We start from the raw sequence: 25,372 nt of genomic DNA, 5'->3' as shown, positions 1-25,372 counted from the left end.
ACGACAAGCAGGGCTAGAACCAGGGCGACAACCGGAAGCGCAAAGGTGATGATGAGCCAACCTTTCCACTCGGACTTGAACATCTTCTAAGCTCCGTGGGGGCCGGTACCACGGAGGCGTCGCGTCAGGTGGCAGACTTGCTCGGCAGTGGCGCAGCCGCTGAGCTTGCAGGTACGCGTACTCCCGGTGGCACAGACTCCCTGCGTCAAGAACAGCAGCTGTGCCGCCACCATCCCGGCGAGCATCGATGACCCCGGTGGTTCCAAGAGTGAGAGGCCAGGGGAATCCGGCCTTTCACTTCGCGTGCGCGCATCGTGATACACATCCCGTGAAACACAAGGACTCGGTCGGGTGCTCGTTCTCCGGGCGGCCCGAATCCCGACCAGTGGTCCACCGGAAGACCCGAATTGCCCGCGGCGCTGTATGCCGCATCGTGCAGCACACGAGCGGTGTCATGGGCTCGCGGCCGAACGCCGCACCCGGCGATCACCGTGAGCGCAGGAGTACCTGCAGAGCCTCGACCCACACATCCCGCGAACCCCGAAGACGTGACCGGCGAGGGGCGGACACCGCGAGCAGCTCGACCGCGCTCGCGCAGCGGCGGGAATGGAAATCTCAAAGAAAAAGGGGCTGCCGGTTTCCCGGCAGCCCCTCGAGCCTGCGAGCGTTCCCGCGGTCCGCGCCCCCGTGGAAGAGGGCGCGTCGCCGGCGGGAGGCGAGCTACATCATCCCGCCCATGCCGCCCATGCCGCCCATCCCGCCGCCGGCGGGGGCCGCGGCCTCCTCCTTCGGCTTCTCGGCGATGAGGGCCATGGTGGTGAGCATGAGGGACGCGACCGAGGCCGCGTTCTGGAGCGCCGAGCGCGAGACCTTGGTCGGGTCAATGACGCCGGCCTTCACGAGGTCCTCGTACTCGCCCGAGGCGGCGTTGAAGCCGAAGTTGGCCTCCTTCGCCTCCTTCACCTTGTTCACCACGATGGACGCCTCGTAGCCGCCGTTGCCGGCGATCTGGCGGAGCGGCTCCTCCACGGCGCGGCGGACGATGTCGAGGCCGAACTTCTCGCCCTCGCTCACCTTCATGCCCTCGAGCGCCTTCACGGCGCGCAGGTACGCCACGCCGCCGCCGGGGACGATGCCCTCCTCGACGGCCGCGCGGGTCGCGTGCAGCGCGTCCTCGACGCGGGCCTTCTTCTCCTTCATCTCCGTCTCGGTGGCCGCGCCGACGTTGATCACCGCGACGCCGCCGACGAGCTTCGCGAGCCGCTCCTGGAGCTTCTCGCGGTCGTAGTCGGAGGTGGTCTCCTCGATCTGGGCGCGGATCGTCTTCACGCGCGCCTCGATGTCGGCCTTCTGGCCGGCGCCGTCGACGATCGTGGTGTTGTCCTTGTCGATCGAGATGCGCTTCGCGCGGCCGAGGTCCTTCAGGGTGACCTGCTCGAGCTTGAGGCCGAGCTCCTCGGCGATCATGTGGCCGCCGGTGAGGATCGCGATGTCCTCGAGCATCGCCTTGCGGCGGTCGCCGAAGCCCGGCGCCTTCACCGCCGCGACGTGCAGCGTGCCGCGGAGCTTGTTCACGACGAGCGTCGCGAGCGCCTCACCCTCGACCTCCTCGGCCACGATGAGGAGCGGCTTGCCCGAGCGCGCGATCTGCTCGAGCAGCGGGAGCAGATCCTTCATGTTCGAGATCTTCTTCTCGTGGATGAGGATGTACGCGTCCTCGAGGTTCGCGACCATCCGCTCCGCGTCCGTCACGAAGTACGGCGAGAGGTAGCCGCGGTCGAACTGCATGCCCTCGACCACGTCGAGCGTCGTCTCGAGGCCCTTCGCCTCCTCGACGGTGATGACGCCCTCCTTGCCCACCTTCTCCATGGCCTCGGCGATGATGTTGCCGATGGTCGTGTCGCCGTTCGCGGAGATGATGCCGACCTGGGCGATCTCCTTCTGGTCCTTCGTCGGCTTGGAGAGCTTCTTCAGCTCGCCCACGATGATCTCGACGGCCTTGTCGATGCCGCGCTTGATGTCCATCGGGTTGTGCCCGGCCGCGACGAGCTTCGAGCCCTCGCGGTAGAGCGCCTGGGCGAGCACGGTGGCGGTGGTGGTGCCGTCGCCGGCGACGTCGGAGGTCTTCGACGCGACCTCCTTCACCATCTGCGCGCCCATGTTCTCGAACTTGTTCTCGAGCTCGATCTCCTTCGCGACCGTCACGCCGTCCTTCGTGATGGTCGGGGAGCCGAAGCTCTTCTCGATGACCACGTTCCGGCCCTTGGGCCCGAGCGTCACCTTCACGGCGTCGGCGAGCGTGTTGACCCCCTTGAGGATCGCGTCGCGCGCCTTCTGGTCGAAGCAGATTTCCTTGGCAGACATTCTGATGTGCTCCGTTTCTTGAGAGGGGAAGGCGGGCGACTAGCTCTCGATCACGCCGAGGATGTCGTCCTCGCGCATGATGAGGTGCTCCTCGCCGTCGATCTTGATCTCGGTGCCCGCGTACTTGGAGAAGAGGATGCGGTCGCCGGCCTTCACGTCGAGCGGACGGACCTTGCCGTCCTCCTGGACCTTGCCGTTGCCGACGGCGAGCACCTTGCCCTCGATCGGCTTCTCCTTCGCCGAGTCGGGGATGATGATGCCGCCCTTCGTCTTCTCCTCCTCCTGCACGCGCTTCACGATGATGCGGTCCTGCAGCGGGCGGATCTTCGTCATGGATGCCTCCGGTGTGATCCCGGCGCGCCGCGCCGGGACGATGAGCAGGTCGTTCACGCCGCTGGCACTCGACCCAACCGACTGCCAGCGGCGCGGCGGATCCTAATCACCGCCCCCGAGGTGTCAAGCGAGCACCGCGGATCGCGAAAGCCCCGAAAACGGGCGCCTTTTTTGCCCGCGGCTGGCAGTCGACCCGATCGAGTGCCGAGGCGGCGGCTGGCAGTCGCCCGGCCAGGCTGCTCGAGCTGGCGCGACGCGGCGTGGCCCCCGGGAAATCCGTCGCAAGTGCGGCAGCTTGCCGCAGGAGATCGCAGAGCGTACCGTTCTGGAAGGAGGTCGCTCTCCGCCGGTCGGGGAGGGCGCCTCGTGGAGGGGCGAGAGGAGGGCCCGGCAACCGTGAGCCAGTCGATCCTCGTCGGCAAGTCCGCGCAGGAATGGTTCCGCGAGCTCGTCGCGGACACGCTCTCGACCCGCAGGCTCAAGATCCAGGAGGCCACCGAGTTCTACCTCGTCGATCTCCTCACCCGGTTCCTCGAGACGGAGCGGCTCTTCGTGGAGGACGCGGACGGGACCGTCCGCTCCGAGCCGCTCGCGCTCGTCCTGCTCCGCGCGCTGCAGGCCGACCGGCGCGCGCGCGCCGCGCACCTGCGCCGCCTCGGAGACACCGCGCTCTTCGTCTCGGGCTTCTTCGGCGACTCGCTCGCGCGCTCGCCGGTGGACGTCGACTACTACATCGCCATGGGCGAGCGGGCGTACTCCGCCCTCGCCGAGACCGAGCGCGGTCGGCCGGGGCTCGACGCGCTCTACGGCGAGCTCTCCGGGCGGTTCGAGCAGTTCGTGGATCTCTTCGCCGAGATCGCGGAGCTCTCGGACCTCCGCTCGAACCGCGGCCTCGTGCGGCTCTACGAGCGCTTCCTCCAGACGCGCTCCGAGCGCGTCGCGCAGCTGCTCCGCGAGCGAGGCGTCGCGCTCTTCGCCGGGCCGGGCGCACGGCGAGGCAAGGGGGAGCTGCCGCAGTGACGCGCGCGGCGCGCGGCCGGGCAGGGCGGACCCTCGCGTTCCTCCAGGGCGAGCTCGAGGCGATCTACGCGGTGGAGGCGCCGCGGGTCGCCGGGTTCCTCGTCGGGCGCGAGGCGGCGAGGGCGGCGGGGCGGGTACCGGAGGCGCCGGAGGAGCTGCTCGTCCTCGAGGAGGACGACGGCGTCGCGCTCGGGCTCTACCTCGACGACGCGGTGATGGAGACCGCCGCGGCGGCCGATCCGCACCACCGGCGCCCCCGCCTCGTCGCGCGCGCCGCGCTCGCGCGCGTCGCCTGCGCCGCCGAGGGCGTCTCGCACTTCGTCTACCTCGCCACCCGCGCCGCGGCCGGGCGACCGGTCTCGCTCCTCGAGCTCGAGGCGCAGGCGGAGGTGGACAAGTTCGCGGTCCTGCTCCTGCACCTGTGGCGGCGCGGGCTCCGCCGGACGAGCGGCGCGCTCCGCCGGCGCCTCTTCGAGCGCGTCCGGTACCACGCCCACCTCGGTCCCGAGGCGCTCGCGCGCTACCGCGAGGCGAACCGGCTGGGCGGCGGCTACGCGCGCTGGCTCGAGGGCCGGTTCGTCGAGGACGCCGACATCGAGGGGCTCCTCCGCGAGCTGCGCCAGAGCTACAGGCTCGGCGGGCGCGAGAAGCTCGATTACCTGGGCGCGCGGACGGCGCAGTGACGAGGGGGGCGGCGCGGCGAGACCCTCGCGCCACAGAAACGAACGGGGCGCGCCGGTGAGGCGCGCCCGCGGGGTGCGACGGCTTGCGATCGCCGCGACCTGCTCGCCCCGACTTGCGGAGGGCGAGCGGAGGCGACTAGCGCAGCGTGCGCGTCTGGCCGGCCGGGATCGTCGACTTCTCCTTGTCGAACTTGCCGGAGAGCGCGTCCTTCACCGAGCGGTCGAAGCGCACCTTGCCCGTCGCGATCTCGCGGAGCGCGAGCACGGGCGGCTTGTTCTTCGTCATGCCCTGGAGCGGCCGGGCGCCCGCCATCAGCTGACGGGTCCGCTTGGTCGCGAGGAGCACGAGCGCGAAGCGGTTGTCGACCATGGGGAGGCAGTCTTCGACGGTGACGCGGGCCATTAGCTCTTCCTTCTTTCCGTTACGGCGGAACGGCGGAAGATAAGAGGGTCTTCGGGTCGGGTCAACCTCCGTCGCGGCCCGCCCGGAGCCCGCGGCCTCCGGGGGTGCGGAAGCACGAGAGATATCGCACCCCGCCCCGGGCGGGCGAGCGGCCGCTCCTGCGCCCTGCCGGCCCTTTACCGGCGGGCGCTCCGCGGGCAAGCTCTCGCGCCCGGAGGTCCCCCATGCCGGTGGTCGTGCAGAAGTACGGCGGCTCGTCCGTCGCCGACGTCGAGAAGATGCGCAAGGTGGCCGCGAAGGTCGCCGCGACCCGGCGCGCGGGCAAGGACGTGTGCGTCGTCGTCTCCGCGATGGGCGACACGACCGACGAGCTCCTCGCGCTCGCGAAGCAGGTCTCGTCGGCGCCGCCCCGGCGCGAGCTCGACATGCTCCTCACCGCCGGCGAGCGCATCTCGATGGCGCTCCTCTCCATGGCGCTGCAGGACCAGGGCGTGGACGCCATCAGCTTCACCGGCAGCCAGTCCGGCATCCTCACCACCGACGCGCACGCCTCCGCGCGCATCGTCGAGGTGCGGCCCTACCGCGTGCAGGAGGAGCTCGCCCGCGGCAAGGTCGTCATCGTCGCCGGGTTCCAGGGCGTCTCCTCGCGCAAGGAGGTGACGACGCTCGGCCGCGGCGGCTCGGACACGACCGCGGTCGCGCTCGCGGCGGCGCTCGGCGGCGACTGCGAGATCTACTCGGACGTCGCGGGGGTGTTCTCCGCGGACCCGCGCGTCGTCCCCGCCGCGCGGCGGCTCGACGCGCTCTCGTACGACGAGATGCAGGAGCTCGCGGCGGCCGGCGCCAAGGTGCTGAACGCGCAGGCGGTCGAGTTCGCGAAGGAGCGGGGCATCGCCATCCACGCCCGCTCGACGTTCGGCGGCGCGGAGGAGACCGTGGTCCGTGGCGGGACGCACCCGGAGCGGATCGCCGGCGTCGCGACGCAGAAGGAGCTCGCGCTCCTCGGCCTGCCCGCCGCCGCGCTCCCCGCCGTGCTGGAGCGGCTCGAGGGGCGCGGCGCCGTCGCCGCGGAGATCGCGATGCCGGGCGCGCGCGCCGGGCTCGTCCTCGCGCTCGAGAACGTGCACGACTGGGAGCTCCTCGCGCGCGCGCTCCGCGCCGACGTGCCCGGGATCGACATCGCGGACGAGGGGCTCGGCGCGGTCTCGGTGGTGGGCACCGGACTCTCCGCCGGGCATCGCGTGCTGCGCGAGGTCACCGGCGTGCTCGACGGCCTCGGCGCGCCCGCCCGCGCGCTCTTCACCTCCGCGCTGCGCGTGACGGCCTACTGCGACGCGCGCGCGCTGCCGGACGCGGCGCGGGAGCTCCACCGGCGGCTCATCGGCTGAGCGCGGCCTCGCGCGGGCGCCGCGCGGCGGCTCCTCCGCCCCTCACGACCCCCAGAACCCGCCGCTCCCGGCGCCGTGCCGGTCCTTGCGGAGGTCGTGGCCGGGGTCGAGCTTCACGAAGCTGCACATCTCGTTGAGCCGCGAGTAGATGCGATCGCCCACCCGCTGGGCGAGCGTCATCGCCTCGGCGTCGCGCTGGAACTCGGGCGAGCGGGTGCGCACGACGCGCCCCGGCTCCTCGGCGGGGGCGCGCGCCTCGAGGAAGTAGTTCGTCGCGAACAGCGTCGCGAGGCCGGAGTTGAAGCGCCGGCTGATGAGCTCGTCCAGCATCGAGCGCTCCCACTCGGTGCCGCGCTCCTTGCCGAGCTCGTCGATGGCGAGCACCGGGACGGAGAGGAGCGGCCGCAGGATCTCCATGTGGCCGCGGTTCGCGTCGAAGCCGGAGCGGATGTCGGAGAGCAGCAGCATGAACTCGACGTACCGCCCGGCGACGCCCTTCTCGAGCGCGAGGTAGCGGAGCGTCGCGACGAGGAGGTGCGTCTTGCCCGCGCCCGGGCGACCGTAGAGGAGGTAGCCTTTCGTCGGCGCGTCCTTGCGGAACTTGCGCGCGAAGTCCTCGGCGACCGCCTTCGCCTTGGCGTGGTCCGGCGACCAGCTCTTGAACCCGTCGAACGAGGCCTTCGCGACGGCGGCGGGGATGCCGATCTGGTTGAACACCCCGATCCGCTCGTCCAGGTGCCGGCACGAACAGACCTGCGCGACCATCGACCCGCCCGACGGCACGAGGGTGTAGCCGGTCTCGCCGCAGCGAGGGCAGGCGGACTGGCACGTGCAGCGCCGGGCCCGCGCGGGCTGCCCGAGCACCTGCTCCACGACGTAGCCGCCGCCGCCGCAGTCGGAGCAGGAGGTCGTCCCGGGGTCTGGCATGGGGGCGGGAGTCTACACCGAACCGCGGAGGCACGTGACCCCCGCCGCCCGCGCCGCGTCGGAGACGTGGGCCCGGAGCGCGTCGCGATAGGCGGCGCGGCTCGCTGAGCGCGTGCGCGGGCCGGCGAGCAGGCGCACGCGGGGCCCCAGGGCCGCGCGCACCGGCGGCTCGAGCGAGGTGAGCCAGGCGGCGAGGATGCGGGCGTCGGCTTCGGCCAGCGCGGCGTCGAGCCGCGCGAGCGGGGACGTCTCGCCGGCCGCCGCCAGGGCCAGGGCCGGCTCGAGCGCGCGCCACGCGGCGCGATAGCCCTCCCGCAGCGCGGGCGGCGCGGAACGTCCGGCCTCGGTGAGGAGCGTGCGCGCGGCGCGGAGGCGTGACGCGGCGACCGGCTCCTCTCCCGCCGGTCCCGGCGGCGCGTCGCCCACCCGGCCGCTGCGGTAGTCGCGCCACTCGTCGTCGACGGCGAGCCTGAGCGCCCGCAGCGAGCGAGGCGGCCGGGCGCCGCCCTCCTGCTGCTGCTCGAGCCCGCGGCGGATGCCCCGGCAGACGACGGCGACCGGGATGCCGCGCCGCTCCCACTCGCAGACGAGCTCCTCGTCGAGCGGCGACAGCATGAGCCCCGCGCCGCGCAGCCCGAGGAAGTACTCGGAGACCACGGCGGCGTAGTCGAGCGCGGAGGCGGGGAGGTCCGACACGGCGGAGCGGAGGATACGCGGCGGGTACGACGGGCGCGGCGTCCTCCCCGGCGCCGCCGCGCCGCTTCGGCGCCCGGCCGTGCGAACCGCGAGGTGCGACACGGGCCGCCGGCCCGCCGCCGAAATCACGCGCCGTAATAGCGCCCGTTCGCCTCCTCGCCGATGACGCCGAACTTCGCGCGCGAGGTGGCGAGCGGGTCCGAGCGCCAGGTGAAGCCGAGCGACGGCACCTCGACGCGCGCCTCCGCCTGCGCCGTGGCCTTCCAGCCCTTGAACCGGAACTGCTTCGCGGGGTCGTCGATGGTGACGGGCTCGTCGGTCGCCGTCCAGACGACGGTGACGTCGAGGCGCGCCCGGCGCGCGTCGGCGTCCGGCTCGGGCCAGCGCGGCTGGTCGATGACGGCGAGCCCGGTGAGCCGCAGGGTCGCCTTGCGCCCGTCCCCGGAGACGACGAGCGCGCCGGGCGGGACGTCCGCGATCCAGTAGAGCCCGTTCGGCCGGATGGCGGGATGGAAGTCGTGCACCTTGCTGGCGGGGGTCGCCGACCCCCGGAACAGCGTCAGTCAGAGGTGCGCGAAGAGGCCTCTGCGCTCGATCCGGGTCGTGGGCCAGTAGGTCGCGTCGATGAAGGAGAAGTCGGTGGAGGGGGCGCCCCACACGAGCGGGTTTCCTTGCCCGTCCTTGCCCGTGCCCTCGAAGTCGTTCGCGCGCGCGATGCGACCCTTGAAGTGGAAGATGTTCGACGGGTCCATCCCGGGACCGGGCGACTGGTTGTGGCTGCCGTTCTTGTCGAGCCACGGGATCGCCGACGGCTCGCTCGAGCCGCCCACCGGCGCGGCGAGCACGTCTCGGCCGCCGCGCGGCGCCGCCGCGCGCGCAGCACCCCCGAGTCCCCCGCCCACGCCCGCCACGCCGAGCGCGCCGAGCCCGGCCGTGAGGAGCCTGCGTCTCCCGAAGCCACCCGCAGCCCGCGAACGATCACGCATCGTCATCTCCGCATCTCCGCGCGGACACGTGCCCGCCGCGAAGGCCCTAGCTCCGGCGCGCGCCGCCCGCGCGCCGCCGGAGTGGTCGCCCGGAGGGCGTGGAGGTAACGAGGGGGCCCGTCCGGCGGTCAGCGACCCCGGAGCTCCCGCGCGACCTCTGCCGCCGTCGGCGGCCGGCGGCCGGGGTCCTTCTCGAGGAGGCGCTCCGCGAGCCGGGCGAGCCGCGGGTCGGCGCCGGGGTTCACGCAGAGCAGCGCGGGGGGGGCCGCGTGGAGGATCTCGCGCCAGAGCGCGACGGGATCGCTCGAGACGAACGGCGGGACACCCGCGAGCAGCTCGAACAGGATGACGCCGAGGCTGTAGAGGTCGCTGCGCGCGTCCACCGGCTCGCCCTGAGCCTGCTCGGGAGACATGTAGCGGTACGTGCCGACCACGCGGCCCACCGCGGTGAGCGCCTCCTCCGGGTCGGCCGCCGCGGTCTTCACGAGCCCGAAGTCCATGAGCCGGGCGACCCGCGCGTCGTCGATCATGACGTTCGTCGGCTTCAGGTCCCGGTGCACGAGCCCTTCTCCGTGCACGTACGCGAGGGCGTCCGCGACCTGCGCCAGGGCGGAGCGGAGCCGCTCCACGCGGCCCGGACGGTTGAGCGCGACGAGGAGCTCCGGCGAGGGGGGCGCGAGCCCGCACCCGCCGCTCGACGAGGGGTCGGCCGGGTTGGGCCAATCCGTCTCCGTCGCGGGCTCGTCGAGCATGGCGGCCAGGGCGGCGCGCGCGTCGGGGAAGGGGCCGGAAGCGCCCGACTCGGTCTCGTCGTCGGACTCGGCGGCCGAGTCGGAGTCGCCGGGCGGCGCCGGGGTGGGGGGCGCGTCGAGGGCGGGGGAGAGGTACGCGCGCAGGTGGAGCCCCAGGACGAGCTCCATCGCGAGGTACGAGCACCCCTCGGAGAAGCCCGCGTCGTACACCCGCACGACGTTCGGGTGATCGAGCGCGCGGAGCACCTCGTACTCGCGCGCGAGCCTCCGGGCGGCGGTCGGATCGGCCGCGGCGGCGCCGCCGAGCACCTTGACCGCGGCGAGGTGACCGGTCCCGGTGTGCCGGCCGCGGTAGACCGTCCCGACCCCACCGCGCCCGATGACGGACAGGATCTCGTACGGGCCGACGCGGCGGGGGGGCACGGGAATCGAGCATACGCCAACCCTCGCGGAATGGGTCAAACCCGCGCCCTGACTGACGTTCGGGCTCGCGGCCGCCCGGCGACCCGTGCTATGAGCCGCGCGTGACCGGCGAGACCCCCGTCGAAGAGCTCGAGGCACGCGTGCGGGCGAGACCCGTGCCGCGCCACGTGGCCATCATCATGGACGGGAACGGGCGGTGGGCGGAGGCGCGGGGACTCCCGCGCGTGCTCGGCCACCGCGAGGGCTCCGAGTCGGTGCGGGCGGTGACGCGCGCCGCGCGGCGCATCGGCGTCGAGGCGCTCACCCTCTACGCCTTCAGCGCCGAGAACTGGGCGCGCCCGGACGAGGAGGTGGGGGCGCTCATGTCGCTGCTCGCCGAGTTCCTCGAGTCCGAGCGCGGCGAGATGATGGCGAACGGCATCCGGCTGAACGCCATCGGCGAGCTGGACCGTCTGCCCGACGTCGTGCGCGAGAAGCTCGCGGTGGTGCGCGCCGAGACCGCCGGCAATTCGGCGATGACCCTCACGCTCGCGCTCTCCTACGGCGGCCGGCAGGAGCTCGTGCAGGCCGCGCGCCGGGCCGCGGCGGCGAAGGGCGCGGCGCTCGAGGCGGACGACATCGAGGCGGCGCTCTGGACCGCCGGCCTCCCCGAGCTCGATCTGCTCGTGCGCACGAGCGGGGAGCGGCGCATCTCGAACTTCCTCCTCTGGCAGTGCGCCTACGCGGAGCTCCACTTCTCGGACGTCCTCTGGCCGGACTTCCGCGATCGCGAGCTCTTCCGCGCCATCGAGGATTTCCAGGGGCGCGAGCGCCGCTTCGGGCTCACCGGCGCGCAGCTCGGCCCCCGCACCTAGCGAATGCCCGCGTTCGACCAGAAGAACCGGCAGAACCTCGTGCTCCGCGTCGCCTCGGCGGTGGTGCTGTTCCCGCTCGCGGTGTGGCTCACCTACGTCGGCGGCTTCCCGTTCGCGGTGCTGGCCGGCGCCGCCGCCGCCATCGCGGCGTACGAGCTCGTCGTGATGTTCGGGACCGTGGGCGCGACCGAGCTGTTCGGCGTCGCGATCGCGGGCGCGATCCCGTTCGTCGCCGCGTGGGAGCCGAGCGGCAACCTGCTGCCCGGGTGGTCGGGGCTCGCGCTCGCCGGCGCGACCGTCTCCCTGTTCGTGTTCTCCCTCTTCCGGCGCTCGCCGCTCGAGGAGATCCCGCGCGCGATCGCGATCGTCACGCTCTCCTGGCTCTACTGCGGCGTGCTCATCGCCTCGCTCGTCGGGCTCCGGCTCCGGTTCGACGTGGGCTGGGTGATCCTCGCGTTCGTGGTGACGTGGGGCAACGACACCTTCGCCTACTTCACCGGGCACGCGCTCGGCCGGCACAAGCTGCTCGAGCGGATCTCGCCCAAGAAGACGTGGGAGGGCTTCGCCGGCGGGGCGGTGGGCAGCGTCGTGGGCGCGCTCGTCACGCGCGCGCTCCTCCTGTCGGACGAGCTCCCGGTGGGGCTGGCGATCGCGGTGGGGATCGGCGGGGCGGTGCTCGGACCGCTCGGCGACCTGGCCGAGTCGATGGTGAAGCGCGCGGCGGGGGTGAAGGACTCCGGCAAGATCATCCCAGGCCACGGCGGGCTGCTCGACCGCATCGACGCGCTCCTGTTCGTCGCGCCGTGGGTGTACGTCTGCGCGGCGTACCTCCGGTAGGGCCGTCCGGTCGCGCCTCGCCTGCCCGTGATAGAGATTCGCCCCGTGAAGCGCGTCGCGATCCTCGGCTCCACCGGCTCCATCGGCGTGCAGGCGCTCGACGTCGTCGGCCGTTTCCCCGACCGCTTCCAGGTGGTCGGCCTCGCCGCGGGGCGCAACGCGGCCCGGCTCGCCGAGCAGGTCCGGCGCTTCCGCCCGCGGCTCGTGTCCGTCGCGGACGCGGCGGCCGCGCGCGAGGTGCGCGAGCTCGCGCCGCCCGGCACCGAGGTGCTCGTCGGCGAGGCGGGGGCGGTCGCGGTCGCCTCGCACCCGGACGTGGACTTCGTGCTCGCGGCGATCTCCGGCGGCGCGGGCCTCCGCTCCACCGCCGCGGCCATCGAGGCGGGGAAGCCGGTCGGCCTCGCGAACAAGGAGTCGCTCGTGCTCGCGGGCGAGCTGCTCACCGCGCGCGCCGCGGCGCGCGGCGTGCCCATCCTGCCGGTGGACTCCGAGCACAGCGCCATCTACCAGTCGCTCGCCGGCCACAACCGGCGCGAGGTGCGCCGCCTCATCCTCACCGCCTCGGGCGGTCCGCTCCGCCTGGTGCCCGCCGCCGAGCTCGCCGACGTGGGCCCGGAGCGCGCGCTCAAGCACCCGAACTGGTCGATGGGGGACAAGATCACCATCGACTCGGCGACCCTGATGAACAAGGGGCTCGAGGTGATCGAGGCGCGCTGGCTGTTCGGCGTGGAGCCGCGCCGCATCGACATCGTCGTTCACCCCGAGTCGATAGTGCACTCGATGGTGGAGTACATCGACGGCTCGATGGTCGCGCAGCTCGGCGTGTCGGACATGCGCGGCCCCATCAGCTACGCCATGGCCCACCCGGAGCGGCTGCCACTCGACCTCCCGCCGCTCGACCTCGCCCGCCTGGGCAAGCTGACCTTCGAGCAGCCCGACCCGGCGCGCTTCCCGGCGTTCATGCTCGCGTACCGCGCCCTCGAGCTGGGCGGCACCGCCCCCGCGGTGCTGTCCGGGGCGGACGAGGCTGCGGTCGCCGCGTTCCTCACCCGACGGTGCCGCTTTCCCGACATCGCCGACATCTGCGCCTCCGTCCTCGAGGCCCACGCCGTCGAGCCCGTCAGGAGCGTCGAGCAGGCGCTCGCCGCGAGCGACTGGGGGCGCCGCGAGGCGGAGAAGCGCGTCGCCCGCGCGGGGGGTTAGCCGTCTCCGCGCCCCCCGCCGCGCCTTCCTGGCTCCATCAAGGCGACCAAAGTTTCGGCACGGGTCCGGGCGAATCGCCCGGCCGCCCGGTACGATGGGAGTGACATGCCGGATCTCCTCCTCAAAGCTGGATCGATCGTCCTCCTGCTGGGCGGGCTCATCTTCGTCCACGAGCTGGGCCACTTCCTCGTGGCCAAGGCGCTCGGGGTGAAGGTCGTCCGCTTCTCCATCGGGTTCGGGACCCGCCTGTTCGGGTTCAGGCGCGGCGAGACCGAGTACCGCATCTCGCTCCTTCCGCTCGGCGGCTACGTGAAGATGGCGGGCGACGATCCGAGCGAGGAGCTCGCGCCGGAGGATCGCGGCCGCGGCTTCCTCGAGCAGCCGCCCTGGAAGCGGCTCCTCATCGCGTTCGCCGGGCCGGCGATGAACCTCGTCTTCCCCGGCCTCATCTACTTCGCCCTCATGATCGGGCAGAACGGCGAGCCCACCGCGGGCCCGGTGGTCGGCACCGTGGCCCCCGGCTCGCCCGCCGCGGAGGCAGGGCTGCGCGCCGGGGACCGGATCCTCTCCGTCCAGGCGCCCGGCACGGCGCCCGCGCCGGTGCGCTACTTCGGCGACCTGCGCGACCTCGTGTCGCCGCACGCGGGGGAGCCGCTCACGTTCCGCGTCGAGCGCGACGGAGCTCCCGTCGGGCCGGTCACCATCGTGCCCGCCGCGGACGAGGAGGCGAACCCCATCGAGACCACGCGCCGCGGGGTCATCGGCGTGACGGCGTTCTACGCCCCCGCGGTGGTGGCGCCCGCGACGGCCGGCGCCGCCGGCCCGCTCGAGCCGTTCGATCTGGTGGTCGCGGTGAACGGGACGAAGGTCCGCCACCTCGGCGAGCTCGAGCACGCGGTCCGCGACGCCGCGTGCAAGCCCGTGTCGCTCGAGGTCGTCCGCGAGCGGGCGGAGAAGCTCCCCGGGGCGACGCTCGCGTCCTTCGATCCGGTGAAGCTCGACGCGGTCCCCACCTGCGCCGGCGGCCGCCCGGCGTTCCTCCCCGCCGACCCGTCGCTCTCGACGTTCGTGGCGGCGGTGGTCCCCGGCAGCCCCGCCGACAAGGCCGGGCTGCGCCGCGGCGACGCCATCGCCGCGATCAACGGGAAGCCGGTGCGCTCGTTCATGCGCGACGTGAACGCGCTCGCCCGCGAGTTCCAGGTGGGCAAGCCGGTGGCGCTCACCCTCGCCGACGGCCGCACCCCCACGCTCGTCCCCGCGAAGGAGAGCTACGTCGACGAGCTCACGAAGGAGCGGAAGGAGCGGCTCGTGCTCGGGTTCCAGCCCGATCGCCGGGCGCTCGTGGACGCGCGCGCGCTCGTGGTGGACGAGGTCCCGCTCTCGCGCGGCCCCGTCGAGATGGCGGGGCTCGCGTGGCGCCAGCTCTCCGAGGTGGTGCGCCTCACCGTGCTCGGCATCCAGCGGATCGTCACCGGCCAGATCAGCTTCAAGACGGTGGGCGGGCCGATCATGCTGTTCTCCATCGCCTCCGAGGCGGCGCAGGAGGGCTGGGCGTCGTTCCTCTTCAAGATGGCCCTCATCAGCGTGAACCTCGGCCTCATGAACCTCCTGCCGATCCCGGTCCTCGACGGCGGGCACATCGCGCAGGCGCTCGTCGAGGCCGTCACGCGGCGGCCGCTGTCCCTCCGGGCGCGGGAGATCGCCAACATCGTGGGGATCGTCCTGCTCTTCACGCTCATGCTCTTCGTGTTCAAGAACGACATCGTGCGGCTCGTGGGGTAAGAAGCGCGGCATGCTCGTCGCCGCCCTCGACACCGCCACGCTCACGCTCTCCGTCGCGCTCGTGGACGTCCTCCCGGGCGCGGCGCCGCGCGTCCGCTGCGAGCGCACCGAGCACGCGCCGGCGCGCCCCGCCCCCGGCGCGACCGGCGGGCACGGCGGGCGGCTCCCCGGGGCGCTCGTCGCGCTCCTCGACGCGGAGGGGCTCCGCCTCGCCGACGTGGAGGGCTTCGCCATCGGCATCGGGCCGGGCTCGTTCACCGGGCTCCGCATCGGCCTCGCCACGTGGAAGGGGCTCGCCTACGCGAACCGCCGCCCGATCGCGGGCGTGTCGAGCCTCGCGGCGATGGCGCTCGCGGCGGAGGCGGACGCCCGCCCGGGCGAGGTGCTCGTGCCGCTCCTCGACGCGAAGAAGGGCGAGGTCTACGCGGGCTTCTACCGCGCGGCGGGCGGGGCGGTGGAGGCGGTGCTGCCCGAGGCGGCCCTTCCCCCGGCGGCGCTGCTCGAGCGCGTCGCGACGGTGCCCGGCGCCGCCGCGTTCGGCGAGGGCTACGCGGCGTACGCCGCCGCGCTCGAGGGGCACCTCGCGCGGCTCGAGACCGCGATCGCGGCGCCCACCGCCGCGGCGGTCGCCGCGCTCGCCGGACCGAGGCTCGCCGGCGCGAGCTTCGACCCGCAGGCGCTCTTCGCGCTCGAGCCGCACTACGTCCGCCCGAGCGAGGCGGAGCTGAAGTTTCCGAAGGGGCTCGGCCCCGGCGCGGATCGCTGACTCGGCGCACGATCCCGGCCTGCGGCGGGCGTCCTCGCTCCTTGCGCCTGCGGCGCGCGACCTATGGTGCGCCGGCGCGCCGAGCGCGGACGCCCCGACTCGGCTATCTTCCCACCTCCGCCCCAGACCGGTCCCGACAGGCCGCGAAGGCCAAACGCCCGACGCCCCCATGGAAGCCGCCGTCTTTCGCCCCGCGCTGCGCAACGTCCTCCTCTCCCTCGTCGCCGGCGCCGCCGGCGGCGTCGTCCTCGGCGTCGTCGCGGGTGCGCCGTTCCTGCTCTCGCTCGCGTTCGGGGCGGTCGCCGCCGCCCTCGCGCTCGCCTTCCGCCAGCTCACCGGCCTGCGCGTCGTCGCGACGGCCGGCGGCCTCGCGGTGAAGGGCCGCGACGCGGGGCTCTCGGCGCGCTGGGAGGAGCTGCGGCTCGGGTTCGGGAGGAGCCCGCGCCCCGACGGCTCCTGGCAGCCCTACGCCATCGTGGCGGACGCGCGCGGCCGCTCCTTCGCGTTCGCCGACCTCGCCGGCGCGCGCGGGTGCGAGGCGGTGCGCGGGCTCGACGGCGCCGACGTCGAGATCGAGGACCTGCGCGACGCCCCGCTCCTGCTCGCCCTCGTGGTCCAGCGCGCTCCGGCGTGGCACGTCCTGCCGCCGGCCCTGCTCGCTCCGCCCGTCGTCGAGGCGGCGCCCGCGCCCACCGGGGCGCCGGCCGCGGGAGAGCGGCGATCTCGGGTGGGCCTGCTCGGCCTCCTCGGCAAGCTGGGCGGGACGGTCGCCAAGGCCGCGAAGACCGCCAACCTCGGCTGGGCGGCCGCCTCTGCGGCGACCTACGGCGTCCTCTTCTCCTGGAAGTTCGCGGTGGCGCTCCTCGTCCAGCTCTTCGTCCACGAGTACGGCCACGTCCACGCGATGCGGAGGACCGGCATGAGCGTGCGCGGCATGTACTTCGTGCCGTTCCTCGGGGCGATCGCCGTCACCGACGACGCGTTCACCTCGCGCCGCCAGCAGGCGTACGTCGCGCTGAACGGGCCGCTGTGGGGCTCCCTGTTCGCCCTCCTCCCCGCCGCCCTCTGGCTCTGGACGCGCGATCCCATGTTCGCCGCCGTGGCCACCTGGTGGGCGGTGATCAACCTCTTCAACCTGCTCCCCATCGCCCCGCTCGACGGCGGGCGCGTCATGCAGGCCTTCGCGTTCTCGTTCTCCTCGACCCTCGGGGTCGCGCTCACGATCCTGGGCCTCGGCGCCGCGGTCGCGGTGGGGACGACGCTCGGCTACGAGCTCGTCTGGATCATCGCGCTCCTCGGCGCGCTCGAGCTCGTCGCGGAGGCGCAGGCGCGCGCGGGCGGGCGGGCGCTGCGGCTCCTGCCCGAGCGCGCGCGCTTCGGGCCCGCGCAGTTCCGCTACCTGCGCGCGGTGGCGGGGCCGCCGCTCGGCTCGCCGTCCGAGGCGTTCTTCGTGCGCGACCTCCAGCGGATGGAGCAGGCCGCGAAGGCCGCGCCGCTCCGGCCGCTCGAGATGGCGCTCTTCGGCGTCGGCTACGCCGCGCTCGCGGCGGGGCTGCTCGCCCTCGTGCACTTCATGTCGCACGTGCCGGGGGCGAACGTCGCCGCGCAGATCCTGTCCTGACCATGCACGTCTTCGTCACCGGCGCCACGGGGCTCATCGGGCGCGCCCTCTGCGGCGCGCTCCTCGAGGCCGGGCACGCGGTCACCGCGCTGTCCCGCAGCCGCGGCGCCGACCGGATCCTGCCGGCGGGTACGCGCGTCCTCACCGGCGATCCGGCGGAGGGAGGCGGCTGGGAGGAGGCGCTCGCGGCGTGCGACGCCTGCGTGAACCTCGCGGGCGAGCCCATCGTCGAGGGGCGCTGGACCGCCGCGAAGAAGCGGCGCATCCGCGAGAGCCGGGTGCGCGCGACGGAGCGCATCGCCGCCGTCGTGCGCGCGGGCGGGCCGCGGGTGCTCGTCTCCGGCAGCGCCGTCGGGTGGTACGGCTCGCGCGGGGACGAGCTCCTCGACGAGGGCTCTTCCGGCGGGGAGGGGTTCCTCGCCGACGTCTGCCGCGAGTGGGAGGCCGCCGCCACGCCGGCCGCGGCGCGGGCGCGCCTCGTGCTCCTGCGCACCGGGATCGTCCTCTCTCCCGCCGGCGGCGCGCTCCCGAAGCTCGTCCGGCCGTTCCGCCTCTTCGCGGGCGGGCCGCTCGGGAGGGGCGACTTCTGGATGCCCTGGATCCACCTCGCCGACGAGGTCGGGATCGTGCGCTTCGCGCTCGAGGACGCGCGCGTCGAGGGGCCGCTCGCGGCCTGCGCGCCCGAGCCGGTCCGCAACCGTGACCTCGCGCGCGCGATCGGCAAGGTGCTCGGACGCCCGAGCTTCCTCGCCGCGCCGGAGGTCGCCGTGCGGCTCGCGGTGGGCGAGGCCGCCGAGGCCGTCCTCGGGAGCCAGCGGGTGGTGCCGCGCAAGGCGCTCGAGCTCGGCTACCGCTTCCGCTTTCCGACCCTCGAGGCCGCGCTCAGGGAGCTGCTCGGGAGCTGAGGGCAGCCCCCTCGACCTCGACCTCACCGACGCCCGCCTCGACCGCATCCCGAACCTCGCGCCCAGGAGAACCGCCGTGCCCAAGCTCCCCATGACCCTCGCCCTCGTCGGCGCCACCGGCGAGGTCGGGCGCGCTGCGCTCGACGCGCTCGACCAGCTCGACCTCCCCGTGAAGGCGCTCCGCCCGTTCGCCTCGCCCCGCTCGGCGGGCGAGCTCGTCGAGTTCCAGGGCGACGACCTGCGCGTCGCACCGCTCGCGGACGGCGCGTTCCGCGGCTGCGACGTCGCGCTCTTCTGCGCCGGGGCCGAGGTCGCGCGCGAGTGGGCGCCGCGGGCGTGGGCGGAGGGCTGCGCCGTGGTGGACGTCTCGCCCGCGTTCCGCGCCGACGGCGAGGTGCCGCTCGTCGTCGCCGAGCTGAACGCCGAGGCGATCGCCGCCTTCCGCGCACGCGGCGTGGTGGCGACGCCCGGCCCGACCGCGACGGCCGTGGCGCTGGCGCTCGCGCCGCTCCGCGCCGCGGGGATCGAGCGGGTCGTCGTCTCGACGTACGAGCCGGCCTCCGGCGCCGGCCGCGCGGGCGTCGCAGAGCTCGAGCGCGAGGCGCGGGACCTGCTCGGCCTCAAGGAGCCGGACCCCGCGGCGCGCTTCCCGCACCGCCTCGCGTTCAACCTGATCCCGCAGGTGGGCGCCTTCGGCGAGGGCGGCGCGACCGACGAGGAGGAGGGGATCGTCCGCGACGCCCGCCGCGTCCTCGGCGCGCCCGAGCTGCGCCTGACCGCGACCGCGGTGCGGGTGCCGGTCTTCTACGGCGAGGCCGTCGCGGTGAACGTCACGACGCGCGAGAAGCTCGGGGTGAGCGAGGCGCGGGAGCTCTTGCGGGCCGCGCCGGGCGTGAAGGTCGTGGACACGCCGGGGGAGGGCATCTACCCGATGCCGATGCTCGCGGCGAACGAGGACGCCGTGCTGGTGGGCCGCCTGCGCGAGGACCGCTCGCAGGCGCGCGGGCTCGACCTGTTCCTGGTCGTCGAGAACACGCGCAAGGGCGCCGCCACGAACGCCCTGCAGATCGCGCGGGTCCTCGCCGAGCAGCACCTCTAGCCTCTGCCAAATTGTCAGCCCGCCCGCGCGGGCGCTGCCATTTTGGCGCCCCGCCGGCGCCCGCGCGGCTCGAGCGAGCCGGAAATCGCGAGGGAGTCGGGGGGGATCGTTCCCTTGCCCCCCTGGCGCTCCGGTTGCAGAATCGGCGCCCATCATGCGCCGAGCACTCCTCCTCGCAGCGCTGGCCTTGCCCGCGCTGGTCCGCGCCCAGACGGCGGGCACGGTCACGTTCACGCCCGACAACCTCCTCGGCTCCGCGGACTGCGATCCCGCGAGCACGACGACCGTGAGCCTCTCGTGGGCGGTGGCGGCCACCGGCGTCGCGGGCGGGACCTATCGCGTCTACGCGTCCTCGCGCGCGCCGACCTCCACGACCACGAACGCGGTCAAGCTCTGCGACACGAGCGACGTCCCGGCGGACAGCGTGCGCGCGGCCCAGATCGGCGAGGACATCAGCGCCACCGCCAACCCGCAGAGCGCCGACTTCCGGACCGCCGACTTCGTGCTCGCGACGGGCTACTCCTGCGCGGAGACGACGGCGCGCACGATCTACGTCTGCGTCCACTTCGTCCCCTCCGGCCAGACCGACGCGAGCGCCTCGGCGAACGGCTCGATGAAGCTCGACCTGAAGGCTCCCGCGAGCCCGGCCAACGTGACGGTCGAGCCGGGAGAGCAGGGGTTGCGCGTCTCGTGGGATCACGGCACGGGCGGCGCGGCCGACGCGAGCTACTTCAAGATCCACGCGGTGGCGACCGACGCGACGAAGGACGCCCGGGATCACTGGTCCGGGAAGATCCTCGACGAGACCGGCCGGGTCAGCGGCCGGATCGACGGGCTCACGAACCTCGTCGAGTACCAGGTGACCGTGGTTGCTTACTCCTCGGCGGACAACGCGAGCCAGCCGTCGGAGCCGAAGACCGGGACGCCGCAGCCGGTGGAGGACTTCTGGGAGTACTACCACTCGAGCGGCGGGCAGGAGCAGGGCGGCTGCGCGAGCGGCCCCGCCGGCGCGCTCGGCATCCTCGGCGCCGCGCTCGCGCTGGCGTTCCGGAGGCGCAAGTGAACGCGAAGCTCCTCCTCGCCCTCGCCCTCGCGGCGCTCGCGCTGCCCGCCGCCGCGCAGGACCGCTCCCCGAAGTGGGGCTCGTTCGAGATCGGCGCGGGCACCTACACGCCCGACCTCGACTCGGAGTTCGCGACCAGGCCAGGGCCGTACGAGCGGATCCTCGGCGGCGGAAGCGGCTGGATGTTCCGCCTCGGCGCCTCCAAGGCGATCTTCGCGAACGACCTCGGCGCGATCGAGGTCGGGCTGCGGACCGGGTACTTCCAGAAGAACGGCAAGGGGCTCATCGAGCAGGCGAACCCCGACGGCACCACGGTCCTCGTCCCGTCGCCGGACAAGACCACCCTCGCCATCGTCCCGACCAGCGCGACCGTGACGCTCCGCCTCGACTGGCTCGCCGAGCACTACCGCTTCGTGCCGCTGTCGTTCTACGGGCGCGCGGCCTTCGAGCGCTACAACTGGTGGGTGACGGGGGGCACCGGCGACTGGTCCAAGAAGGGTGCGACGAACGGCTGGTCCGTCACGGGCGGCGCCGCGCTGCTCCTCGACGCCTTCGACCCCGGGCTCGCGCGCGAGCTCGACAACGACACGGGCGTGAACCACACGTACCTGTTCTTCGACGTCACCCGCGCCCAGGTGGACGACTTCGGCAGCGGCAAGAGCTGGAACCTCTCGACCGACGGCGTCTCGCTGCAGGGCGGCCTGATGCTGGTGTTTTGAAGTTGAGCCTGCCCGGCGCAGGCAGGCCTCGTGCGCCGCACCTAGAGCTTCCGGTGCTTGAGCGCCGGCAGCTCCTGGCGCGCCTTCTCCAGCCGGTCCCGCCGGAACGGCGCGACGCACACGCCCTCGCCGTCCGGGCAGCGCGCGAGCACGACGCCCCAGGGGTCGACGATCATCGCGTTCCCGAAGGTCTGGCGGTTCGCCGAGTGGCGGCCCACCTGCGCCGGCGCGATGACGTAGGCGAGGTTCTCGATCGCGCGCGCGCGCACGAGCACCTCCCAGTGATCCTTGCCGGTGAAGAGCGTGAACGCCGCGGGGATGGTGATCACCTCCGCGCCGAGGCTCGCCAGCTTCCGGTACAGCTCCGGGAAGCGCAGGTCGTAGCAGATGGTGAGGCCGACCCGCCCGAGCGGCGTGGGCGCGATGACGACCTTGTCCCCCGGCACGACGCCCTCCGACTCGGCGTAGCGTGCGCCGTCGGGGATGTTCACGTCGAAGAGGTGGATCTTGCGGTACGCGGCGACGATCTGGCCGTCGTCGGCGATGAGCGCCGAGGTGTTCGCCGTGCGTCGCGGGTCGTCCACCTTCTCGGAGATGGAGCCGGCGACGACGAAGATCCCGCGCCGCCTGGCCAGCTCGCGGAGCGCGCCGAGCGTGGGCCCCTCCAGCGGCTCGGCGCCGGCGATCCGCCCCTCTTCGGGGCCCATGTAGGAGAAGTTCTCTGGCAGGGCGACGAGCCGCGCGCCCAGATCGGCCGCGTCCTCGACGAGACGCAGCGCCACCTCCAGGTTCCGCGCCCGGTCGGCGGTGGAGGTCATCTGGACCGCGCCCATGAGGTAAGCGGACGGCGCCATGTCGATGTCCTTACCATGTTCGAGGCGCGATGAACCGCTACTACACGACGTTCGAGGCCGCCCGCCTCCTCGGTGTCTCGCTGCCCACGGTGGTGAACTGGATCAAGGCGCGCCGGCTCAAGGCGCACCGCACTCCGGGTGGACACCGGCGCATCGCCCGCGAGGATCTCGCGACGTTCATGATCCGCCACGGCATGCCGCTGCCTGCGGATCTCGACGACGCGGCGCACGCCCGGCGCAAGGCGCTCGTCATCGCCGAGCCCGGGCCGGCGCGCGAGGGCGCGGCGCGGCAGCTCGCGGCGGCCGGCTACGCGGTGGACCAGGCGTCGCCGGGCTTCGCCGCCGGCGCGGCCGCGGCGCGGTTCACGCCGGACGTGTTCGTCATCCACGCGCCCGCGGCGGACGGCGGCGAGGTGCTGCGCTCCCTGCGCACCGATCGCGAGCTCGGCGCGACGCCGATCGTGGCGGTCGGGCACCCCGACTGGCTCGCGCCGCTGCGCGAGGCGGGCTGTGCCGAGGTCGTGGCTGCTCCGCCCGCGGACGGCGCGCTGGAGGGCGCCGTCGCGAGCGCGCTCGCGCCGGCGGGGAAGCGCGGCGCCGATGGCGGGCGCTCGCCCACCTCCACCCGCACCCGGCGCCCCCCGCGCCGCCCCCTCTCGGATTGATGCGCCGGAAGGGGGTCGCTATGCTCGATCCCGTTCCTGAAGCGCTCGCTCCCTCGCCTGCTCACGGTCATGAACGCCGCCGCGCGCCCCGCCCTCGTCGCCGCTGTGCTCGTCCTGGCGAGCACCGCGGGGACCGCGTTCGCCGCCTCCGGCCCGGGCGAAACGGCACCCCGCGCCGGGCAAGCGGAGGGCTCCGACGGCGGCGGGCGCCGCTGGGCCTCCGCGCGCGCCATCGCCTGCTACCTGGACGCACACCGGCGGCTGCGAGCCGGCGACGCGCAGGGGGCGGCCGACGCGCTGGCGCTCGCGGTCGCCTACGACGCGGCGAGCCCGGAGCTGCGCGTGTCGCTCGCCGGCGCCCTCTTCGAGCTCGAGCGGTTCGACGCGGCCGAGACCGAGGCGCGCGCGGCCGTCGAGCGCGCAGGGGACGCCGGCCGGGCCGCCTCCGAGGCGCACGTCCTCCTCGCGCGGCTCGCCGTGGAGCGCGACCGGCTCGAGGAGGCGACGCTCGCCCTGCGCCAGGCCATCCGCGTCGAGACTGGGCTCGCGGCGCGCGGCGAGCAGGTCGATCCGACGCCGTGGCGGGTCCTCTCCGATCTGTATCTCGACACCGGCGACGACGCGGCCGCCACCCGCACGCTCGAGGATCTCGCGGCGCGCGCGCCGGAGGAGGCGAGCGCGGGTTTCCGCGAGCTCGGCCGGACGCTGCTCGACCGGGACCAGGCGGGGCTCGCCGAGCGCCACCTCCGCCGTGCCGCGCAGCTCGAGCCGGGAGAGCTCGAGTCCCTCCGCCTGCTCGCGGCGGCGCACGACGCCCTCGGCCGCCCGGGCGAGGCGCGCGACGACCGGCTCGCGATCCTGAGCCGGGAGCCGGACGACGCCGCGACGCTCGCGGCGATGGGGAGGCTCGCGGCGCAGGCGGGAGAGCTCGCGCGGGCGCGCGAGTGGTTCGAGCGCTACGCCCGCGCCGCCGGCGAGGGCGTCGAGGCGCAGCTGCGGATCGCGTTCGAGTGGCTCGACGCCGGCCGGCCCGTCGAGGCGCTCGCCGCCGCGCGAGAAGGAGTGCGGGAGGCGGGCCCCGACGGACGGCTCCGCTTCGTGGAGGGGCTCGCGCTGCGGGAGCTGCGGCGCTTCGCCGAGGCCGCCGCCGCGCTCGCGACGGTGCCGCCGAGCGCCGGGGCGAGCTGGGTGCCGGCGCGCGCCGCGCTCGCGGACGCGCTGTCCCGCGCCGGGCGCCACGCCGAGGCGGACCGCGCGCTCGCGGCGCCGCTCGACGCCTTCCCGGGAGAGGTCCGGCTGCTCCTCGCGCGCGCGGCGGTGCTCGCCCGCGCCGGACGCCGCGGAGAGGGGATCGCGGTCCTGCGCGCCGCCGTGGCCGACAAGGCGCGGCGCGGGGAGGCGGCGAGGGCGGACGTGGCCGACCTCACCACCGCGCTCGCGCAGGCGCTCGTGCGGGCGGGCAGGCCGCAGGAGGCGATCGCCGCGCTGCGGGCGGCCCTCGCGGCGTCGCCGCGGGACGAGGCGCTGCTCTACGCGCTCGGCGCGACGTACCACCAGGCGGGCCAGCCCGACACGGCGGTGGCGCAGATGCAGGCGCTCCTGGCGCTCCACCCCGACTACCCCGACGCGCTGAACTTCCTCGGCTACGCCTTCGCGGAGCGCGGCGACCGGCTCGACGAGGCGGAGCGGCTCCTGCGCCGCGCCCTCGAGCTAAGGCCGCGATCCGGCCACGTGCTCGACTCGCTCGGCTGGGTGCTGTTCCGCCGCGGCGAGTTCGCCCGCGCGGCGGAGCTCCTCGAGCAGGCCGACGCGCTCGCCGGGCCGGACGCGGTCATCCTCGAGCACCTCGGGGACGCCTACGGCGCGCTCTCGCGGACGGGGGACGCCGCTCGCGCCTACCGCCGCGCGCTCGGGGCGGACCCGGGCGACGACGACGAGGGCGCGGCGGACGCCGGGCGCAAGGCCGGGATCGAGCGGAAGCTGCGCGAGCTCGCGGCCACGGCGCGCTCCCCCTCCACGCCTTGACCCCGCGGCGGCGCGCCGTTAGCGTCCGCGGATGCCGGTCCCCTCCTTTCCCTCCGAGGCGGAGGCGCGCCACGAGGAGGGCTTCCTCAACTCGGCGGACCACCTTCGCCTCTACTGGCAGCGCTACACGCCGCCCTCGCCCCGCGCCACGGTGATCGTGCTCCACGGCGCGGGCGATCACTCCGGCCGCTACCCGGCCGTCACCTCCGCGCTCGTGCGCGCGGGGTTCCAGGTGGCGCTCGTGGACCTGCGCGGCCACGGCCAGTCCGACGGCCAGCGCTGGCACGTGGACGCGTTCTCCGACTACCTCGCCGACCTCGGCGCGTTCGTGGCGAAGCTCCGGGCCGACGGCGTCGCCGGCAAGCTGTTCGTCCTCGCGCACAGCCAGGGGGCGCTCGTGGCGGCCTCGTGGGGGCTCGCCCGCGGCGGCGAGGTGGACGGGTTCGTGCTGTCGTCGCCGTACTTCCGCCTCGCGTTCCACCCGCCGGCGGTGAAGCTCCTGGCCGCGAAGCTCGCCGGGCGGGTCGTCCCCTGGCTGCGGATGTCGGCCGGGCTCGACGTGGCCGACCTCACCTCGGACCTCGAGCTGCAGCGCTGGACCGACCACGACCCCCTCTACGGCCGCGCCACGACGCCGCGCTGGTTCGCCGAGTCCACCCGGGCGCAGGCCGCGGTGCTGCGGGGCGCCGCGCGCTTCGAGGCGCCGCTGCTCGTCCTCGCCGCGGGCGCCGACCGCATCGCCGACGTGGCCGCCGCGCGCGCGTTCGTGGACGCGGCGCGATCGAGGGACAAGCGGCTCGTGGTGTACGACGGGTTCCGACACGAGATCTTCAACGAGGTGGAGCGCGATCGGCCCATCGCCGAGGCGATCGCGTGGCTCTCCTCCCACGCCAAGTGAAGAGGCGTTCAGGCGGGTTGACGCCCCCTGGAGAGGCCCTCTATCCTGCCCCGGTCTTTCACTCCACGCGGGTCCGCGACGGACGTGAAGCTCCCGGAGGACGTCT

The 25,372-nt window shown here is 74.3% G+C and carries 25 protein-coding genes; 16 read left to right on the top strand and 9 right to left on the bottom strand.

What is annotated here, in order from left to right:
- Positions 1–720: 720 nt before the first annotated feature.
- Together groL and groES are read right to left on the bottom strand one after the other, a co-directional pair.
- A complete protein-coding gene (gene groL / locus MNY60_RS00950; protein WP_242355386.1) occupies positions 721–2,364 on the bottom strand; it encodes a chaperonin GroEL in 1,644 nt (547 codons plus the stop codon).
- A gap of 39 nt (positions 2,365–2,403) precedes the next feature.
- On the bottom strand, positions 2,404–2,697 hold the full coding sequence (gene groES / locus MNY60_RS00945) for a co-chaperone GroES (protein ID WP_242338544.1): 294 nt from the start codon (positions 2,695–2,697) through the stop codon (positions 2,404–2,406).
- A gap of 396 nt (positions 2,698–3,093) precedes the next feature.
- Between groES and MNY60_RS00940 the strand changes: the two genes are divergently transcribed.
- Together MNY60_RS00940 and MNY60_RS00935 are read left to right on the top strand one after the other, a co-directional pair.
- Positions 3,094–3,717 (top strand): hypothetical protein, encoded by a 624-nt coding sequence (locus tag MNY60_RS00940; protein WP_242359839.1) that lies wholly within the window; start codon positions 3,094–3,096, stop codon positions 3,715–3,717.
- Positions 3,714–4,400, top strand: coding sequence for a hypothetical protein (locus MNY60_RS00935; RefSeq protein ID WP_242359838.1), 687 nt, complete (start codon positions 3,714–3,716; stop codon positions 4,398–4,400). The genes MNY60_RS00940 and MNY60_RS00935 overlap by 4 nt, the downstream gene beginning before the upstream one ends.
- A 136-nt stretch (positions 4,401–4,536) precedes the next feature.
- Here MNY60_RS00935 and rpoZ read toward each other — a convergent pair whose 3' ends face one another.
- Positions 4,537–4,803 carry a DNA-directed RNA polymerase subunit omega gene (rpoZ, locus tag MNY60_RS00930; RefSeq protein ID WP_242338539.1) on the bottom strand — a complete coding sequence of 89 codons (267 nt, stop codon included), beginning with the start codon at positions 4,801–4,803 and terminating at the stop codon, positions 4,537–4,539.
- Between the two features lie 224 nt (positions 4,804–5,027).
- On the opposite strand from rpoZ, the gene MNY60_RS00925 reads away from it, so the two are divergent.
- On the top strand, positions 5,028–6,191 hold the full coding sequence (locus MNY60_RS00925; RefSeq protein ID WP_242338537.1) for an aspartate kinase: 1,164 nt from the start codon (positions 5,028–5,030) through the stop codon (positions 6,189–6,191).
- Positions 6,192–6,233: 42 nt separating this feature from the next.
- Here MNY60_RS00925 and MNY60_RS00920 read toward each other — a convergent pair whose 3' ends face one another.
- From MNY60_RS00920 to MNY60_RS00900, 5 genes are all read right to left on the bottom strand, one after another.
- Positions 6,234–7,118 carry an ATP-binding protein gene (locus MNY60_RS00920; protein ID WP_242338534.1) on the bottom strand — a complete coding sequence of 295 codons (885 nt, stop codon included), beginning with the start codon at positions 7,116–7,118 and terminating at the stop codon, positions 6,234–6,236.
- 12 nt (positions 7,119–7,130) lie between these two features.
- Positions 7,131–7,814: a hypothetical protein gene (locus MNY60_RS00915; protein WP_242359837.1), complete on the bottom strand. Its 684-nt coding sequence runs from the start codon at positions 7,812–7,814 to the stop codon at positions 7,131–7,133.
- Between the two features lie 125 nt (positions 7,815–7,939).
- Positions 7,940–8,338 carry a hypothetical protein gene (locus MNY60_RS00910; protein WP_242338531.1) on the bottom strand — a complete coding sequence of 133 codons (399 nt, stop codon included), beginning with the start codon at positions 8,336–8,338 and terminating at the stop codon, positions 7,940–7,942.
- Between the two features lie 39 nt (positions 8,339–8,377).
- Positions 8,378–8,800, bottom strand: coding sequence for a hypothetical protein (locus tag MNY60_RS00905; protein WP_242338529.1), 423 nt, complete (start codon positions 8,798–8,800; stop codon positions 8,378–8,380).
- Positions 8,801–8,928: 128 nt separating this feature from the next.
- Positions 8,929–9,975, bottom strand: a complete 1,047-nt coding sequence (locus MNY60_RS00900) for a serine/threonine-protein kinase (RefSeq protein ID WP_242359836.1) — start codon at positions 9,973–9,975, stop codon at positions 8,929–8,931.
- Between the two features lie 101 nt (positions 9,976–10,076).
- Between MNY60_RS00900 and uppS the strand changes: the two genes are divergently transcribed.
- The 10 genes from uppS (at position 10,077) to MNY60_RS00850 (ending at position 20,824) form a co-directional block, all read left to right on the top strand.
- Entirely contained in the window at positions 10,077–10,829 is a 753-nt protein-coding gene (gene uppS, locus MNY60_RS00895) for a polyprenyl diphosphate synthase (RefSeq protein ID WP_308197106.1), read from the top strand.
- A 3-nt stretch (positions 10,830–10,832) separates the two neighbouring features.
- Complete coding sequence (locus tag MNY60_RS00890; RefSeq protein WP_242338525.1) at positions 10,833–11,666, top strand: phosphatidate cytidylyltransferase; 834 nt, start codon at positions 10,833–10,835, stop codon at positions 11,664–11,666.
- 45 nt (positions 11,667–11,711) lie between these two features.
- Complete coding sequence (locus tag MNY60_RS00885; RefSeq protein WP_242355382.1) at positions 11,712–12,869, top strand: 1-deoxy-D-xylulose-5-phosphate reductoisomerase; 1,158 nt, start codon at positions 11,712–11,714, stop codon at positions 12,867–12,869.
- A 105-nt stretch (positions 12,870–12,974) separates the two neighbouring features.
- Positions 12,975–14,651, top strand: coding sequence for an RIP metalloprotease RseP (gene rseP, locus MNY60_RS00880; protein WP_242338521.1), 1,677 nt, complete (start codon positions 12,975–12,977; stop codon positions 14,649–14,651).
- A gap of 10 nt (positions 14,652–14,661) precedes the next feature.
- Complete coding sequence (gene tsaB / locus MNY60_RS00875) at positions 14,662–15,417, top strand: tRNA (adenosine(37)-N6)-threonylcarbamoyltransferase complex dimerization subunit type 1 TsaB (protein WP_242338519.1); 756 nt, start codon at positions 14,662–14,664, stop codon at positions 15,415–15,417.
- Positions 15,418–15,586: 169 nt separating this feature from the next.
- Positions 15,587–17,038, top strand: a complete 1,452-nt coding sequence (locus MNY60_RS00870) for a site-2 protease family protein (protein WP_242338517.1) — start codon at positions 15,587–15,589, stop codon at positions 17,036–17,038.
- Between the two features lie 2 nt (positions 17,039–17,040).
- Positions 17,041–17,943 (top strand): TIGR01777 family oxidoreductase, encoded by a 903-nt coding sequence (locus MNY60_RS00865; RefSeq protein ID WP_242338515.1) that lies wholly within the window; start codon positions 17,041–17,043, stop codon positions 17,941–17,943.
- Between the two features lie 76 nt (positions 17,944–18,019).
- On the top strand, positions 18,020–19,042 hold the full coding sequence (locus tag MNY60_RS00860; RefSeq protein ID WP_242338513.1) for an aspartate-semialdehyde dehydrogenase: 1,023 nt from the start codon (positions 18,020–18,022) through the stop codon (positions 19,040–19,042).
- A gap of 154 nt (positions 19,043–19,196) precedes the next feature.
- The gene (locus MNY60_RS00855) at positions 19,197–20,105 is read left to right on the top strand and encodes a fibronectin type III domain-containing protein (RefSeq protein ID WP_242338511.1); all 909 of its coding nucleotides are present in this window, start codon (positions 19,197–19,199) and stop codon (positions 20,103–20,105) included.
- Positions 20,102–20,824, top strand: a complete 723-nt coding sequence (locus MNY60_RS00850; protein ID WP_242355380.1) for an MXAN_2562 family outer membrane beta-barrel protein — start codon at positions 20,102–20,104, stop codon at positions 20,822–20,824. The genes MNY60_RS00855 and MNY60_RS00850 overlap by 4 nt, the downstream gene beginning before the upstream one ends.
- A gap of 41 nt (positions 20,825–20,865) precedes the next feature.
- Here MNY60_RS00850 and MNY60_RS00845 read toward each other — a convergent pair whose 3' ends face one another.
- Positions 20,866–21,678, bottom strand: a complete 813-nt coding sequence (locus MNY60_RS00845; protein WP_242338507.1) for a carbon-nitrogen hydrolase family protein — start codon at positions 21,676–21,678, stop codon at positions 20,866–20,868.
- Between the two features lie 29 nt (positions 21,679–21,707).
- On the opposite strand from MNY60_RS00845, the gene MNY60_RS00840 reads away from it, so the two are divergent.
- The 3 genes from MNY60_RS00840 to MNY60_RS00830 all read left to right on the top strand — a co-directional run bounded on the left by MNY60_RS00840 (position 21,708) and on the right by MNY60_RS00830 (position 25,266).
- Complete coding sequence (locus MNY60_RS00840; RefSeq protein ID WP_242338506.1) at positions 21,708–22,343, top strand: excisionase family DNA-binding protein; 636 nt, start codon at positions 21,708–21,710, stop codon at positions 22,341–22,343.
- A 69-nt stretch (positions 22,344–22,412) separates the two neighbouring features.
- On the top strand, positions 22,413–24,368 hold the full coding sequence (locus MNY60_RS00835) for a tetratricopeptide repeat protein (RefSeq protein ID WP_242359835.1): 1,956 nt from the start codon (positions 22,413–22,415) through the stop codon (positions 24,366–24,368).
- A 31-nt stretch (positions 24,369–24,399) separates the two neighbouring features.
- The gene (locus MNY60_RS00830; RefSeq protein ID WP_242336260.1) at positions 24,400–25,266 is read left to right on the top strand and encodes an alpha/beta hydrolase; all 867 of its coding nucleotides are present in this window, start codon (positions 24,400–24,402) and stop codon (positions 25,264–25,266) included.
- The last annotated feature ends 106 nt before the right edge of the window (positions 25,267–25,372 follow it).

Origin of the sequence: Anaeromyxobacter sp. SG17, assembly GCF_022690695.1 — a bacterium.
GTDB classification, from domain to species: Bacteria; Myxococcota; Myxococcia; order Myxococcales; family Anaeromyxobacteraceae; genus Anaeromyxobacter; species Anaeromyxobacter soli.
The sequence above is the reverse complement of the archived record's forward strand: the minus strand, read 5'-3'. Positions and strand labels throughout refer to the sequence as shown.

What these genes read in the sequence shown, in the direction of transcription:
- groL (WP_242355386.1), bottom strand. Translation starts at nt 2,364, where the DNA reads ATGTCTGCCAAGGAAATCTGCTTCGACCAGAAGGCGCGCGACGCGATC.
- groES (WP_242338544.1), bottom strand. Translation starts at nt 2,697, where the DNA reads ATGACGAAGATCCGCCCGCTGCAGGACCGCATCATCGTGAAGCGCGTG.
- rpoZ (WP_242338539.1), bottom strand. Translation starts at nt 4,803, where the DNA reads ATGGCCCGCGTCACCGTCGAAGACTGCCTCCCCATGGTCGACAACCGC.
- MNY60_RS00925 (WP_242338537.1), top strand. Translation starts at nt 5,028, where the DNA reads ATGCCGGTGGTCGTGCAGAAGTACGGCGGCTCGTCCGTCGCCGACGTC.
- MNY60_RS00920 (WP_242338534.1), bottom strand. Translation starts at nt 7,118, where the DNA reads ATGCCAGACCCCGGGACGACCTCCTGCTCCGACTGCGGCGGCGGCGGC.
- MNY60_RS00905 (WP_242338529.1), bottom strand. Translation starts at nt 8,800, where the DNA reads ATGCGTGATCGTTCGCGGGCTGCGGGTGGCTTCGGGAGACGCAGGCTC.
- MNY60_RS00890 (WP_242338525.1), top strand. Translation starts at nt 10,833, where the DNA reads ATGCCCGCGTTCGACCAGAAGAACCGGCAGAACCTCGTGCTCCGCGTC.
- rseP (WP_242338521.1), top strand. Translation starts at nt 12,975, where the DNA reads ATGCCGGATCTCCTCCTCAAAGCTGGATCGATCGTCCTCCTGCTGGGC.
- tsaB (WP_242338519.1), top strand. Translation starts at nt 14,662, where the DNA reads ATGCTCGTCGCCGCCCTCGACACCGCCACGCTCACGCTCTCCGTCGCG.
- MNY60_RS00870 (WP_242338517.1), top strand. Translation starts at nt 15,587, where the DNA reads ATGGAAGCCGCCGTCTTTCGCCCCGCGCTGCGCAACGTCCTCCTCTCC.
- MNY60_RS00865 (WP_242338515.1), top strand. Translation starts at nt 17,041, where the DNA reads ATGCACGTCTTCGTCACCGGCGCCACGGGGCTCATCGGGCGCGCCCTC.
- MNY60_RS00855 (WP_242338511.1), top strand. Translation starts at nt 19,197, where the DNA reads ATGCGCCGAGCACTCCTCCTCGCAGCGCTGGCCTTGCCCGCGCTGGTC.
- MNY60_RS00845 (WP_242338507.1), bottom strand. Translation starts at nt 21,678, where the DNA reads ATGGCGCCGTCCGCTTACCTCATGGGCGCGGTCCAGATGACCTCCACC.
- MNY60_RS00840 (WP_242338506.1), top strand. Translation starts at nt 21,708, where the DNA reads ATGAACCGCTACTACACGACGTTCGAGGCCGCCCGCCTCCTCGGTGTC.
- MNY60_RS00835 (WP_242359835.1), top strand. Translation starts at nt 22,413, where the DNA reads ATGAACGCCGCCGCGCGCCCCGCCCTCGTCGCCGCTGTGCTCGTCCTG.
- MNY60_RS00830 (WP_242336260.1), top strand. Translation starts at nt 24,400, where the DNA reads ATGCCGGTCCCCTCCTTTCCCTCCGAGGCGGAGGCGCGCCACGAGGAG.